Source organism: Polaromonas sp. P1_F4, assembly GCF_056405675.1.
The window spans coordinates 226,410-239,232 of the sequence record NZ_JBFUBP010000004.1; the positions used below are offsets into that span (position 1 = coordinate 226,410).

At 62.1% G+C, this 12,823-nt stretch carries 13 protein-coding genes; 9 read left to right on the forward strand and 4 right to left on the reverse strand.

All coding sequences use genetic code 11. The features are described 5' to 3' along the window. Nucleotides 1–69: 69 nt before the first annotated feature. From AC1DYQ_RS10865 to AC1DYQ_RS10890, 6 genes are all read left to right on the forward strand, one after another. Nucleotides 70–432 (forward strand): hypothetical protein, encoded by a 363-nt coding sequence (locus AC1DYQ_RS10865; RefSeq protein ID WP_477686800.1) that lies wholly within the window; start codon nucleotides 70–72, stop codon nucleotides 430–432. A gap of 214 nt (nucleotides 433–646) precedes the next feature. Next, nucleotides 647–1,051, forward strand: coding sequence for a hypothetical protein (locus tag AC1DYQ_RS10870; RefSeq protein WP_457278901.1), 405 nt, complete (start codon nucleotides 647–649; stop codon nucleotides 1,049–1,051). Nucleotides 1,052–1,096: 45 nt separating this feature from the next. Then, nucleotides 1,097–1,507 carry a hypothetical protein gene (locus tag AC1DYQ_RS10875; RefSeq protein ID WP_477686801.1) on the forward strand — a complete coding sequence of 137 codons (411 nt, stop codon included), beginning with the start codon at nucleotides 1,097–1,099 and terminating at the stop codon, nucleotides 1,505–1,507. A 62-nt stretch (nucleotides 1,508–1,569) separates the two neighbouring features. Then, on the forward strand, nucleotides 1,570–2,736 hold the full coding sequence (locus AC1DYQ_RS10880) for an isochorismatase family protein (protein WP_477686802.1): 1,167 nt from the start codon (nucleotides 1,570–1,572) through the stop codon (nucleotides 2,734–2,736). Between the two features lie 16 nt (nucleotides 2,737–2,752). Then, on the forward strand, nucleotides 2,753–3,187 hold the full coding sequence (locus tag AC1DYQ_RS10885; RefSeq protein WP_477686803.1) for a TIGR02594 family protein: 435 nt from the start codon (nucleotides 2,753–2,755) through the stop codon (nucleotides 3,185–3,187). A 23-nt stretch (nucleotides 3,188–3,210) separates the two neighbouring features. Further along, the gene (locus AC1DYQ_RS10890) at nucleotides 3,211–3,609 is read left to right on the forward strand and encodes a hypothetical protein (RefSeq protein WP_477686804.1); all 399 of its coding nucleotides are present in this window, start codon (nucleotides 3,211–3,213) and stop codon (nucleotides 3,607–3,609) included. 43 nt (nucleotides 3,610–3,652) lie between these two features. Here AC1DYQ_RS10890 and mltB read toward each other — a convergent pair whose 3' ends face one another. The 4 genes from mltB to AC1DYQ_RS10910 form a co-directional block, all read right to left on the reverse strand. After that, nucleotides 3,653–4,732 carry a lytic murein transglycosylase B gene (mltB, locus tag AC1DYQ_RS10895; RefSeq protein ID WP_477686805.1) on the reverse strand — a complete coding sequence of 360 codons (1,080 nt, stop codon included), beginning with the start codon at nucleotides 4,730–4,732 and terminating at the stop codon, nucleotides 3,653–3,655. Between the two features lie 51 nt (nucleotides 4,733–4,783). Next, nucleotides 4,784–6,799, reverse strand: coding sequence for a transglutaminase TgpA family protein (locus tag AC1DYQ_RS10900; RefSeq protein ID WP_477686806.1), 2,016 nt, complete (start codon nucleotides 6,797–6,799; stop codon nucleotides 4,784–4,786). A gap of 718 nt (nucleotides 6,800–7,517) precedes the next feature. After that, on the reverse strand, nucleotides 7,518–8,543 hold the full coding sequence (locus tag AC1DYQ_RS10905) for a DUF58 domain-containing protein (protein WP_477686807.1): 1,026 nt from the start codon (nucleotides 8,541–8,543) through the stop codon (nucleotides 7,518–7,520). A gap of 29 nt (nucleotides 8,544–8,572) precedes the next feature. Next, complete coding sequence (locus tag AC1DYQ_RS10910) at nucleotides 8,573–9,493, reverse strand: AAA family ATPase (RefSeq protein WP_477686808.1); 921 nt, start codon at nucleotides 9,491–9,493, stop codon at nucleotides 8,573–8,575. 40 nt (nucleotides 9,494–9,533) lie between these two features. Here AC1DYQ_RS10910 and AC1DYQ_RS10915 point away from each other — a divergent pair, with 40 nt between their 5' ends. Genes AC1DYQ_RS10915 through AC1DYQ_RS10925 form a run of 3 tightly spaced genes read left to right on the forward strand, consistent with a single transcriptional unit; the run spans nucleotide 9,534 to nucleotide 12,638 of the window. After that, nucleotides 9,534–10,487 carry a histone deacetylase family protein gene (locus AC1DYQ_RS10915; protein WP_457278891.1) on the forward strand — a complete coding sequence of 318 codons (954 nt, stop codon included), beginning with the start codon at nucleotides 9,534–9,536 and terminating at the stop codon, nucleotides 10,485–10,487. Between the two features lie 7 nt (nucleotides 10,488–10,494). Beyond that, complete coding sequence (locus tag AC1DYQ_RS10920; protein ID WP_477686809.1) at nucleotides 10,495–11,301, forward strand: enoyl-CoA hydratase; 807 nt, start codon at nucleotides 10,495–10,497, stop codon at nucleotides 11,299–11,301. Continuing rightward, the gene (locus AC1DYQ_RS10925) at nucleotides 11,280–12,638 is read left to right on the forward strand and encodes a mechanosensitive ion channel family protein (RefSeq protein WP_457278889.1); all 1,359 of its coding nucleotides are present in this window, start codon (nucleotides 11,280–11,282) and stop codon (nucleotides 12,636–12,638) included. Before AC1DYQ_RS10920 ends, AC1DYQ_RS10925 begins: the two co-directional genes overlap by 22 nt. Nucleotides 12,639–12,823: the final 185 nt, after the last annotated feature.

A 12,823-nucleotide genomic window follows, 5' to 3' on the forward strand; every position in this document is an offset into this window, starting at 1 on the left:
CCTTCTCGCGAGCGCCTTACGGTAGGCTGTGCCTGCCTGCAGTCGTCACTTCAGCCAAAGATTAACCGTATGCGTCCTGCTTTTGCCATCGCCATCCTCGCCATTGCCGCAAGCGGTGGCGCACACGCCACCGGCTCCTTGTCGTTCGAAAGTGCCGGCTACGTTCTTGACTTCGAGATAGGGCAGCAGGAGCGCCCCGTTCTGGCTGGTGTGTCGTTCGCCGCGCCTGGGGCAAGTTCGAATTCGATACTTCGGCCGCCGCATCTGGTGGTCGTGGCATTTGATACAAAGGCAAAAATCCTGCTCGTTCGCTACAAGAATCCCGGGGACAGCAAGCTGCCGCCGGATTTTGAGCTTTCAGTCCGTGGCAGCGAAGGCATCTTGAAGATGCCGAATCGCTCAGTCACCGGCAGGTTCAACTGGGAAATGTGAGCTGAGAATGCCACTCGCCGCATAACGCCAACGTTGAGTGCCGCAACGCGCATATGCTTCACCTTTACGATCGCGAGACTTCTGGCAATGCCGGCAAGGTCCGCCTGCTGCTGGTCTTCCTGGGCATTCCGTATGATCGAACCCTCGTTCCCTTAACGGTCGATCATTTCAGCCGCCCTCGGTGGCCTGTTTGTATTGAATATTGGACCCCATCATGAACAAATTGCTTGTCTTCCAGCTCACGGTTCAAAGCTCCTATGTCGGCAACGTTGAGCATGATGCTGAAGGTGATCACTTCGACACGGTTCAGTGGTGGTTCTCGGAAAACGAGACCTGGCGCATCAAAACGTTTGCAATAGACCAGGACATCCACACGCATCGTATTGCGGGCCCAATCGCTGAAGAAGTTGCAATGGAGAACACCATGAAGCACTACGAAGACGTGGTCGAGAGAGCGTTTGCCGTCGAGTTCGACGATCTGGGTGACGAGAGCGAGGTGTCGGAAGTCATGGAAGATTTAGGGGGAGCCTCCGCGCTGGAGATTGCAAGAAACGGGAGCCAGTTTGCCTTCTGGAATCCGTCACGCCTGAAGTACACCTCCAAGAGTCAACCGGTCTGAAGCTCAACCACTCATGTCAAACACCTGCCCACAAGAACAAAACTCATGAAATTCGAATTTGGAACGCCGAGGGCGCTGGACGATATCTTGCTGCAGGACGCCAAGAACCATCCCATTTGGTTGTGGGCCTGGGAGGCCGGACTGGAGGACGAGGTGGAAGATGAGACGTGGCAGTGCCCGGTCTTGAACACATCGGATGTCACGGATGCAATGACGGAGCCGGTCATTACGCTGCGCATCGAGGGGAGCGATGTGATTGGCTCGGCCAGCTACAACGTGGAGCTTGATCAACTGGAAGCAATTTCCATCTGGGAGAACGGTGCCTGGGCAGGAATCCAGGAGACCACGCTGGCGACACCGATTACGTTGATTGCTGTCCCCAGCATTCGCGGCGTCACGGGTGTCAGGTTTGTTTGCAGTGAACCCGACGAAGATCGAGCTTCACGTGAGGGCTGACTGCGGTGGGTATTCGGGGCTGGAGCGGCGCATGACGCAATTTGCCAGCTCGGTCGGCACGGATGTTCGGCCACCCTGCTTTGCATGCTTGTTGGCTGCCGATTGATTTCAACGTCAGGCTAAAAATGCGTTACCCGGAATCAAAACCGCCATGGACCGGCAGCTGCCTTTGCGCAAAGGTGCAGTACCAGCTGACTGCGCATCCGCTGACGTTCTATGCGTGTCATTGCACAGACTGCCAGCGGCGCTCCGGCAGTAGCATGCGGCTGGCCATGTGGGTTGACCGCTCGGCGCTGGAGGTCACGCAGGGAAGCCCGCAGCTCCTGACGTTTGACATGGGAAACGGGCGCCAACGCAGGGCGAAAGTGTGTGTTGATTGCGATACCCGGTTGTGGGCGGAACCGGCCGACAAGCCGACCATGGCGGCGTTGCTGCCCGGCACATTGCACAACGCGCGGGAGTTTGAGCCTGTTGCGCACCTCTGGACAAAAAGCGCGCTTTCCTGGGTGGTGATTCCGCCAGGCGTTGCCGTGTACGAAACCCACCCCGATCGCCCGGGGGAGCTCGCCAGGCTGTGGCAGGAGGCGATGCAACAGCGTGGCTCCGTAAACACTGGTCGAGCCTGCAAATTGTGGCGGGCTGAATTTCCCCTTTCCTCCAACACATCAACATCAGACCTTAATCCCATGACGACAACAGCCCTCCTTATCATCGACGTTCAGACGGCTCTTTGTTCCGGTGAGGGCGGGGCCTTTGAAAGCCGGCGCGTCATCGACAGAATCAACCAGGTGTCTGCCAAGGCCCGCGCCGCGGGAGCTCCCGTCATCCTGATCCAGCACGAGGCGCCGAATGATCCACTGGAATATGGCACTGAAGGGTGGAAACTCGCGGATGGCCTGGACACCCAGCCGACCGATATCCGCCTGCGGAAGAAGGCAACGGATTCGTTCCACAACACGGAACTGCACGCGCTGCTGCAGGAGCGTGGGATCAAAAAGCTGATCATCTGCGGCATGCAAAGCGACTTTTGCGTAGACACAACAACCCGGCGGGCCCTGGCGCTCGGTTATCCGGTTATCCTGATTTCGGATGGCCACTCCACCGTGGACAACGGAATCCTCACCGCGGCACAGATTTCGGCACACCATACGGTGACGCTGGCAAACATCCAGAGCTTTGGACCCCGAGTCACTCCGCAGCTTGCGGGCGAGATCAAGGTTACGGTCTGAGTCTGCTTTGACTCTTATGTTTCACGCACCCTGGATGCCCATCGCCTTCGCCGAAGCGGGCGTTCGCACATTTCCCGTCGGCCAAAGCAATCCCCGGGTCACCGAATACCACGCGCTCACCAATATCCGCGGCTACGACGACAAGGCCTCGTGGTGTTCTTCGTTCGTGAACTGGTCGCTGGCCCAGGTCGGTATTCCCGGCACCGGGTCTGCGCTGGCACGCTCATGGCTGGACTGGGGTGAGCCCCTCAGCGCGCCTATGCCTGGCTGCATCGCCGTGCTGTCGCGGGAAGACCCCGGCGGCTGGAAAGGGCATGTCGGTTTCTTTCTCCGGGCGGATGCGGAGTATGTGTACTTATGGAGCGGCAACCAGCTCGACGAGGTGCGCGAGCATTTTTATCCGTTGGCGGCGGTGTTGAGCTATCGCTGGCCCTCGCAGAATGCAGGCTGATGCCTGACCCGCAGGAACCCGCTATGCCACAAGTTCTGCTCGAGGGGTATACGGTCGATGAGGTACTGGACCTGCCGACCGATGAACTCCAGGCCATGGTGCTTCGCGACGAGCCGCTCGTGTTCAAGGCGGGCAGCGCCAACATGCTTGGGAAATTCAAGGTGCAGGGCGATACGCTGTTGATGGAGCTGGCGCATATTGATGGCGGAGGCGAGGGTGCTTTGCCCAGTATGGCTGCCCTTGCGAGCCGCTTTGCAAAGCGCGAGGGCCTCGCTTTCGTGGAGTGGCGGGTCCATGCGGTTCATTGCGCCACGCCGAATCTCAAGCTGCGCCGGGTCCTCGAAAGAAAGGGTTTCACTGTTCGTGAAATCTCAGGTGTCGGCGAGTGCTATTGGCTGCGCGTGCCGGTCGCCGGAACTTAACCAGGGTGTTGCATTCGGATCCATGCCGGCAACCGCCTCTGCCTCACGGCCTGACCCGCGCCGCCACTTCCCGCCCCAGCTCAATCACCGCCATCGCGTAATAGCTACTCCAGTTGTAGCGGGTGATGGCATAGAAGTTCTCGGTGCCGGCAACGTATTGTGGCGCGTCCTGGCCGTTGAGCAGCTCCACCAGCGCCAGCGGCCCGGTGTGTTGCAGCGCAGGGCCTTCCAGGACCGCACCCTTGGCCGTGAAGCTCTCGATGCTGAATGTGGGCAGGATGTCCGGAGCCATCAGGGCGTCCATATCGAGCCGGCTTTTGTCGAAGCTCACGGGGTAATGCGTGGGCATGCCGGGCTGCCAGTTGAAGGCCTTGAAGTAACTTGCGACCGAGCCGATCACGTCGGCAGGGCTGCCAGACAGGTCGATGTTGCCATCGCCGTCGAAGTCCACCGCGTACTTGACCCGGCTGGAAGGCATGAACTGCGGCATGCCCATGGCGCCCGCGAAGCTGCCGCGTGCGTCGAAGGGGTTGGCCTCGAGCCGACGTTGCAGGGTCAGGAATTGCTCGATCTCGCCTTTGAAGAATTCACTGCGCTCTTTGGCGCGGGGGTGGCTGGCCGGAAAGTCGAAGGCCAGCGTGGTCAGCGCGTCCATCACGCGAAAACTGCCGGTGTCGCGGCCGTAGATGGTTTCCACGCCGATGATGCCGACGATGATTTCGGCGGGTACGCCGTATTCCTTTTCGGCACGCTCCAGTGTCTGCTGGTTTTCCAGCCAGAAGCGCCTGCCGGCCTCGATACGCACCGGGTCAATGAAGCGGCTGCGGTAGACGCGCCAGTTTTTAACAAAGGTCTTGGCTGGCGGCTGCATCAGCCGCACCACGGTGGCGTTGTAACGCGACTGGCCGATCGCATCGCGCACCCAATCGGGGTCCAGGTCACGGCGTGCGGCCATGTCGTCGGCAAACTGCATGGCTTCGGGGCGGGTCGAATACAGCGGCCCTTGTGCCGGCGCCGATTTGGCGGCCACGCGCTTCTTGATATTGATTACCTCGCCAGACCAGGCTGATACTGCGCAAGCAGCTATCAAAAAAAGAGCAAATCCGAAACGTTGAAGGCGCATGAAGGAGAGTGACCGAATGACAAGGAGTGAGCGGGGAGGGCTGGTCCGATTTTAAGCGGGCCAGGCGAGCCGGTCGAACGCCTGCCTGAGCGCGTGAAGTTCTTGCGCTTTCTTTCCGCCGCTTGTCGGCACGGCGGCGTAGCGCAGGTGCTCCAGGCGCATCAGCCAGTCATGCAGTGCTTCACCTTGTGTCCCGTAGCGGCTCAGCACCTCCAGCGCCAGCTGGCGGGGCGAGGTGGCGGGCGTGCTGTGAATGCCGGCCTTTTCCAGCCGCTTGCGCGCGCGAGCCAGCAGGCGCAGCCAGGGGTCGTGCTGCGCACGGTCCCACAGCGTCCAGGCCGCGCCGACCAGGGCGGCCAGCACCACGATGCCGATCAGCACATAGCTCAGGTCCTCCCAGCTGGGGGACTCAAAGCCGATGTCTTTCAGCAGGTTGAGCTGCTTGCCCTGGGTGTAGTTCAGCACCCACTGGTTCCAGCTGTTGTTCACGGCCTCCCAGGTGGCGCGTAGCTGCGCCGTCAGGGTTGGGCTGAAATTGCCCAGGGCCTGCACCACCACGCCTTGTGGTGCGGCCAGGCGCTGGAAGGCCCCTGTGCGTCCCGGCGCCACGGCTGAGGTCGGGTCTACGCGCACCCAGCCTTCACCTGCCTGCCAGACTTCGGCCCAGGCATGCGCGTCGCTTTGTCGCACCACCCAATAGCCGTCAACGTTATTGACCTCGCCGCCCTGATAGCCGGTGACGATGCGCGCTGGAATGTCGAGGGCGCGCATCAGGATGACAAAGGCCGAGGCGATGTGTTCGCAAAAACCTTCCTTGCGATCAAACCAGAATTCATCGGCGGTGTGTTGCCCATAGACGCCGGGCTCCAGCGTGTAAACATAGCCCCCTGTGCGCAGCCGTTCCAGCGCGACCTGCACCAGCGTACGCGCATTGGCCACCGCGTAACGCGGGTCGCGCCGAATCTCGGCCGCCAGCGCCAGCGTACGGGGATTAAAGCCGGCCGGCAGGGCGACAAATTCCTGCAGGCCGATCACCTGCTGGCGCGGCCCATGCCTGAAGACCGGGTAACTCTGGGCCTTGTAGCGCACCAGGTCCGTGATGGGTCGGTTGGTGAACCACTGGAGGTCGGCGTCCATGGTGCTTTGGTAGCCGGGCAAGTCGGGACTCTGCGTGGCCGCCTCCATGACGAAGACCCAGGGCTGGTTGTTGGGGGCGAGGGTCACCTCATAGTTGACGGGCGCACCGGCCACCTGCAGGTTGGCGGGCAGCGCGTAACGCGATGGCAGGAAGGCGCGCAGGGGTTGCCAATTGCGTCCGTCAAAGTTTGAAAGCACAGGCCCCCGGAAATACAGGTCTTGCTGGGGTGGCGGTTTGTCGCCCCCAAACCGGATGCGCATGGCCACGCTGTCGTCCAGTGCCAGAGCGGCGATAGTGCCCACCTGCATGCTGGGGCTCAGGCCACTACGGCCGGTCATGGCGTCGCTCGGTACCCCCCACAAAGGCGCCAGGCGCGGAAACAGCAAAAACAGCACCAGCATGATGGGTGCGCCCAGCAGGGCCATCCAGCCGGCTGTTCTGGCGGTTTGCAGCAGCGGCGGTTTGCCCACCGGCAAGTGGGCATTGACCAGCACGGTCAGCAGGCCCATCAGCCCCAGCAGCATGCTGAAAGCGGTGAGCAGCGACTGCGAATAAAAGAAGTTGCTCAGCATGCAGAAGAAACCGAGAAAGAAGACCACAAAGGCGTCGCGCCGGGCCCGCAGCTCCATGGTCTTGAGCGTCAGCAACACCACCAGAAGAGTCACACCCGCATCACGGCCAAGCAGGGTACGGTGCGTCATCAGCGTGGCACCAATGGTGAGAGCCAGCAGGGCCAGCAGCCACCACTTGCCGGGCAGCGGCTTTGCCTGCACGGCCAGCCAGCCGCGCCACACCAGCACGGCGCTGGCCAGCGCGCTGCACCACAGCGGCAGGTTGCCCACCTGCGGCAGCAGCACCCAGGCGATGACCAGCAGCAGGAACAGGGTGTCGCGGGCGTCGCGGGGAAGGGTTTTGAGGCGGGTCAGCATGGGGGTTCCCGTCCCCGTTCAGGCTGAACCTGTCGAAGCCTCGTTGTTGTAAGGGCGCTGAGGTGGTTTGAGTTCCGGGGCCGGGGTTGCCGGCGGCAACTCACTTTCTTTTGCTTCGCCAAAAGAAAGTAAGCAAAGAAAAGGCGACCCTGGTTCCTGCGTCCCCTTCGCTGCGCTACGGGGCAACCTGCGGTGCTCGGCTCAGGCGGGGTCTCGCTCGAACTCGCCTTCGGCTCAGACAATCGCGATCCCTGATCCGCCTGAGCCTGCGCTCCTCGGCGCATCCACAAGGGGCAATCGGGAGCGGGGACGGGTACCAACAAGTACTCGCCATGGCGAGTACTTGTTTCTTCCGGTATTCGGGGTCTCGTCTCCGGCTGGTGGATATTGGTTCCCTTCCCACCCCTTCTGTATGCGCCGAGGAGTGGAGGTCCAGACGGATCAGGGCAAAAACTTGTTTGAACCGCCGGCGAGTTGTTTTTGACCCCGGCTGGACCGAGCACCGCAGGTTGCCCGCAGCGAAGCGCAGGGACGCAGACAGCAGGGTCGCCTTTTGGTATTCGCATAACTTCGCTTTGCGAAGTGAGCGAATCCCCACTACGTGACCTTTTGCTTACTTTTCTTTTGGCGACCCAAAAGAAAAGTGAGTTGCCGCCGGGCAACCCCCGGCCAGCCGCCCTCAGCAAAAAGCACCCCGGTCGGACAAACCCAGAAACCGTCAACATACCGCCAGCGCCTCCAGACAAAGCCGTTTATGCGCCTCCCCACTGGCAGGCTTGATCTCCACCGAAGGCAACCTCAAGCCATAGTCCAGCGCGAGCTTGTCGGCCATCAACACCCAGGCACACAGCCGTGAAAGCCTTTGTTCAACACCCGCTGAGCCCGCATTCATGAAGTCCAGCCAGAGCTCATGCCGCTGGGCTTGCTGCGTGTCGCGTACGACCAGGCCGTTGCCTTGTTCATCGGCCTTGGCCGCTTTTTTCCAGACGATCAGTTTCATGGGGTCGCCGCGGCGGTAACCGCGTACGCCGTCAAATTCACCCGTGCTCTGCGCCAGTGAGGCCGCCGCTGCGCCGCCGGAGCGGGGTTCGCCCGGCGGCAGCGGTGGCGGGTGGGCTTCGGGCTGCGGATAGACCAGGATCTGGGCAGCCGGACGCCACACCGTCCAGACGCGAAAGGTGCCCAGCGGGTAACGGGTTTCAGCGGTCAGCGTCGGCAGCCGGTGCAAGCCTCGCCGCGGCGGCGTGAAGGCCACCTGCACCACGCTGCTGCCCTGCGCGGGAACGTCAGTCCACACCCAGTGTTGCTCGCCGCCCTTTTTTGCATCCTGTTTGGTGTCCACATCGTGCGGGTTCAGCACGCTCAGCCCGATGCCATGGCGCGCGGTACGCCTGGCGTTCATGAGTTTTACATCAAATGCGGCGGTAGCGCCCGCGTAGTGAGCGGGAGGAGCTACCAAATTCATAGCAAGACCGCGCAGTGTGCCGTGGCAGACGTGCATGCCGACCAATGCACTGCCGGCCAGCAGGAACGTCAGCAGGTAGCCCAGGTTGAGCTGGTAGTTGATGGAAGCCACCAGCAGCACCAGCAGTGTCACGCCCAGCATCAGGCCCGGGCGCGTGGGCAGGATGTACACGTTTCGCTGGGTCAGTGACACGCTGTCGGTGAAAGGCAGCTTGCTTTGCCACCACTTCTGGAAGCGTCCGCGAATGAATGCCAGGGGGCCGGGAAGGGATGCCGTCATGGCCATGCGCTTTTCGGGCTTGCCCGCCGTCAGGGAAGGGGCACGGCGTCGAGCATGGCCCGCACCTGCTCTACAGGGCCGCGCCCGGCGTCGCTGACCGGGATGAGCCGGTGTGCGGCGGTTTGCGGCAGTACGGCGGCAATGTCGTCCGGCGCCACGTAGTCCCGCTTGCTCAGAAAGGCCTGTGCCTTGGCGGCCCGCATGATGGCAATGCCCGCGCGGGGGCTGAGGCCCTGCAGAAACCAGCGGCCCGAACGGGTCGCGGTGACCAGGTCCTGCAGGTAGTTCAGCAGCGGCTCCGACGCGTGAACCTGCACCACCATCTGCTGCAGCTCCAGCAGGTCGTGCGGTGCCAGCAGGGCTGGCAGCTTTTCGACCATGTCGCGGCGGTCGGCGCCGCGCAGCAATTCGCGTTCGGCGGCGCGGTCAGGGTAGCCCAGCGAAATCCGCATGTGAAAGCGATCCAGCTGGGATTCAGGCAGGGCGTAGGTGCCGAGCTGGTCGTGCGGGTTTTGCGTGGCGATCACAAAAAACGGCAGGGGCAGGGGCCGGGTTTCGCCCTCGACCGTGACCTGCTTTTCCTCCATGGCTTCGAGCAGGGCGCTTTGGGTTTTCGGGCTGGCCCGGTTGATTTCATCGGCCAGCAGCACCTGCGCGAAAACCGGCCCGGGGTGAAACACAAAACTTTCCTTCTGGCGTTCGTAAATCGACACACCCGACAAATCGCTGGGCATCAGGTCGGCGGTGAATTGCACCCGGGAAAACTGCAGCCCGAAAGAGCGGGACAGTGCATGGGCCAGCGTGGTTTTTCCGACGCCCGGAACGTCTTCAATCAGCAGGTGGCCGCCGGCCAGCAGGCAGGCCACGCAGTCCTGTACCTGTGCCGGTTTTCCCACGATGACCGTGTTAAGCTGATCAAGGAGTGCCTGGAGTTTTTCTGTGACTTTCATGGTGCCAACCATACCGTAATTTTTTACAAATTATTTCCCCATGAACGCGACTGGTTATTTCACGCACGCAGATTGCCGCAAGCATGAGATGGGCCCCGGCCACCCGGAATGTCCGGAGCGGCTCGACGCCATTGACGACTGGTTGCTGGCGACCGGCGTCAAGGACGCCCTGGACGCGCGAGAGGCCCCCCTTGCGGCCCTGGGCGACATCGAGCTGGCGCACGACCGCATGATGGTGGCGGCGATCCGCGGCCTGAGCGACAGCCTGGTCGATGACATCCGGGCCGGTGGGCCGGCCTATGCCCAGATCGATCCCGATACCGCGCTCAATGCGCACACCTGGAACGCCGCCCTGCGCGCGACCGGCGCCGTGCTGGCGGCCACCGACGCAGTGATGTCCGGCGAGCTTGAGAACGCGTTTTGCGCGGTGCGCCCGCCGGGCCACCATGCCTGCCACAACCGGTCCATGGGATTTTGCGTTTTCAACAGCGTCGCCGTTGCTGCCAAATATGCGCTGGAGCGCCACGGCCTCAAGCGCGTGGCGATTGTCGACTTCGATGTGCACCACGGCAACGGCACCGAAGACATCCTCAGCGGCGACGACCGTGTGCTGATGGTCAGCTTTTTCCAGCACCCGTTTTACCCATATACCGGCACCGAAAACCACGCCGGCAACATGCTCAACCTGCCCGTGCCGGCCTATACCAAGGGCATGGCCGTGCGTGAGCTGATCGAAGCGGCGTGGATTCCGCGTCTGGAAGAATTCAAGCCCGAGATGATTTTCATCAGCGCGGGTTTTGATGCGCACCGCGACGACGACCTGGGCCAGATGGGTCTGGTCGAGCAGGACTACGCCTGGATCACCCAGCGCCTGAAGGACGTCGCCAGGCGCCATTCCCAAGGCCGTATCGTCTCGTCGCTTGAAGGTGGCTACAACCTGAATGCGCTGGCGCGTAGCGTGGAAGCGCATATCCGCGTCCTGGCCGATTTGTAGGGCATTCATGAGTGCCGTATCTGCTGAGCTTTCGGCTCCCGTGCTTCACACGCATGACGCGCGCGGTGTCCACCGCCTGGTGCTGAACCGGGCGTCTACTTTTAACGCGCTCGGTGAAGACGTGCTGTCTGCACTACAGGCTGCACTGGATTTGATCGCGGCCGACAGCTCGGCGCGCGCGGTGGTCATCTCGGCTGAGGGCAAGGCTTTTTGTGCCGGCCACAACCTCAAGGACATGCGCGCCCGGCCCGAGCTGGCTTATTACCAGAAGCTTTTTGCGCAGTGCACGCGCATGATGCTCAGCATCCAGAAGCTGCCGGTACCGGTGATTGCGCAGGTGCAGGGTGTGGCCACGGCGGCCGGCTGCCAGCTGGTGGCGCAATGCGATCTCGCTGTGGCGGCCAGTAACGTCAGTTTCGGGGTGAATGGCATCGACGTGGGCCTCTTTTGCGCCACACCCAGCGTGCCGCTGGTGCGCAACATGCCCGCCAAGCAGGCCATGGAAATGCTGATGACGGGAGACTTCATCGCGGCCGACGAAGCGCGCGTGCGCGGGCTGGTCAACCGTGTCGTGCCGCTGGATTCGCTGGACGCCGAAGTCGAAAAACTCTTGCAGTCGCTCCTGTCCAAACCGCGCGAAGCACTCGCCATGGGCAAGGCGCTTTTCTACCAGCAACGTGAAACCGGCATCGAGGCCGCCTACCAGCTGGCGGGCCAGTCCATGGCCTGCAACATGGTCCATGCCGTGGCACAGGAAGGTGTGCAAGCCTTCATCGAAAAAAGGAAACCCCAATGGCCAGCGCCGGCGCCCTGACGACCCGTCCCGTTCCTCCCGTCCGCATTGATGCGCTGGATGACTGGTTTGCGGCACTGGCCCAGCCTACCGCCCTCACGGAGCTGGCCGCGCTGATTTCCTGCGCGTTGCTGGCCTGGCTGGTGGTGCGCATGGCGGGCCGCGCACGTATGGCGGTCGATGGGACTTCCATCCTTTTCGGGCGGCGCGTGATTGACGGCGTGCTGTTTCCGCTGCTGCTGCTTTTCTTTGCCAATGCGGTGCAGGTCCTTTTGGCGAGGACCTTTCCGTTGGCGGTATTCAAGGTAGCCATTCCTGTGCTGCTGTCGCTGGCGGTGATCCGCCTGGGGGTCAAGGTGCTGCAGGTGGCCTTCAAGGACGCGCCGCTCGTGCGGGCCCTGGAGCGCACCATTTCCTGGCTGGCCTGGATCGCCATGGTGCTGTGGGTCAGCGGCTTCTTGCCTGTGATACTTGACGAGCTCGACGACATCAAGTGGAAGGTCGGCAACTCGACGCTGTCGGTGCGCACCATGCTTGAAGGTGCGGTGACAGCCGGTGTGGTGCTGCTGATCACCTTGTGGATATCTTCGGCCATTGAGGCGCGCCTGCTGCGTTCAGCCACCGGCAACGAGCTCTCCCTGCGCAAGGCTGTCAGCAATGCGGTGCGTGCCATGCTGATGTTTGTCGGCCTGATGCTGGCGCTGTCGTCGGTGGGCATTGACCTCAGGGCGTTGTCGGTGCTGGGCGGCGCGGTAGGCGTGGGTGTGGGCTTTGGCCTGCAGAAGCTGGCGGCCAACTACGTGAGCGGCTTTGTCATGCTGGCCGAGCGCAGTGTGCGCATTGGTGACAACGTGCGGGTGGACACCTTTGAAGGGCGCATCACCGATATCAATGCGCGCTACACCGTGGTGCGTGCACCGTCCGGGCGCGAATCCATCGTGCCCAACGAGATGTTCATCAGCAGCCGCGTTGAAAACCTCTCGCTCAGCGATACGCAGGTGCTGCAGTCCACCGTGGTGTCGGTGGGCTATGACAGCGACGTCGAGCTGGTGATGGGCCTGCTCAGTGAAGCCGCGCTCAAGCAGGACCGTGTGCTGCGCGACCCTGGTCCCAGCGTCAATCTGACCCACTTTGGCGTCGACGGGCTCGAGTTCACGCTCAACTACTGGATGGTTGATCCCGAAAACGGCCAGCAGAACCTGCGCTCGCGTGTCAACCTCGCCGTCCTGGAGTCGCTGCGCTCGCACGGCATCGAAATTCCGTACCCGCAGCGTGTGGTGCATACCCGCGTGAGCATTTCGGAGAATGCAAAAAACGTGGAGGGCGAGAAGGGCGCTACCGGTGCCAAGCCTTCCTGAGCGCCCACAAACGGCCTGCGGCGCGCTTTTTCCCTGCCCGATCTCCTTTCGCTGCATCGGCAATTGACGCCTGAAAGACACCTGAAGGACAGTGGTTGGGCAGGATGCTCTAATTCGCTGTATCCGGCGCTCTATAATGAAAAATAGAACGATCGTTCTTTTTCTGCCTGGTTCCCCTGGATACC

Coding starts and splice junctions, on each gene's coding strand:
- AC1DYQ_RS10915 (WP_457278891.1), top strand. CDS start 9,534: ATGAACGCGACTGGTTATTTCACGCACGCAGATTGCCGCAAGCATGAG.
- AC1DYQ_RS10875 (WP_477686801.1), top strand. CDS start 1,097: ATGAAATTCGAATTTGGAACGCCGAGGGCGCTGGACGATATCTTGCTG.
- mltB (WP_477686805.1), bottom strand. CDS start 4,732: ATGCGCCTTCAACGTTTCGGATTTGCTCTTTTTTTGATAGCTGCTTGC.
- AC1DYQ_RS10925 (WP_457278889.1), top strand. CDS start 11,280: ATGGCCAGCGCCGGCGCCCTGACGACCCGTCCCGTTCCTCCCGTCCGC.
- AC1DYQ_RS10890 (WP_477686804.1), top strand. CDS start 3,211: ATGCCACAAGTTCTGCTCGAGGGGTATACGGTCGATGAGGTACTGGAC.
- AC1DYQ_RS10865 (WP_477686800.1), top strand. CDS start 70: ATGCGTCCTGCTTTTGCCATCGCCATCCTCGCCATTGCCGCAAGCGGT.
- AC1DYQ_RS10880 (WP_477686802.1), top strand. CDS start 1,570: ATGTTCGGCCACCCTGCTTTGCATGCTTGTTGGCTGCCGATTGATTTC.
- AC1DYQ_RS10920 (WP_477686809.1), top strand. CDS start 10,495: ATGAGTGCCGTATCTGCTGAGCTTTCGGCTCCCGTGCTTCACACGCAT.
- AC1DYQ_RS10905 (WP_477686807.1), bottom strand. CDS start 8,543: ATGACGGCATCCCTTCCCGGCCCCCTGGCATTCATTCGCGGACGCTTC.
- AC1DYQ_RS10885 (WP_477686803.1), top strand. CDS start 2,753: ATGTTTCACGCACCCTGGATGCCCATCGCCTTCGCCGAAGCGGGCGTT.
- AC1DYQ_RS10870 (WP_457278901.1), top strand. CDS start 647: ATGAACAAATTGCTTGTCTTCCAGCTCACGGTTCAAAGCTCCTATGTC.
- AC1DYQ_RS10900 (WP_477686806.1), bottom strand. CDS start 6,799: ATGCTGACCCGCCTCAAAACCCTTCCCCGCGACGCCCGCGACACCCTG.
- AC1DYQ_RS10910 (WP_477686808.1), bottom strand. CDS start 9,493: ATGAAAGTCACAGAAAAACTCCAGGCACTCCTTGATCAGCTTAACACG.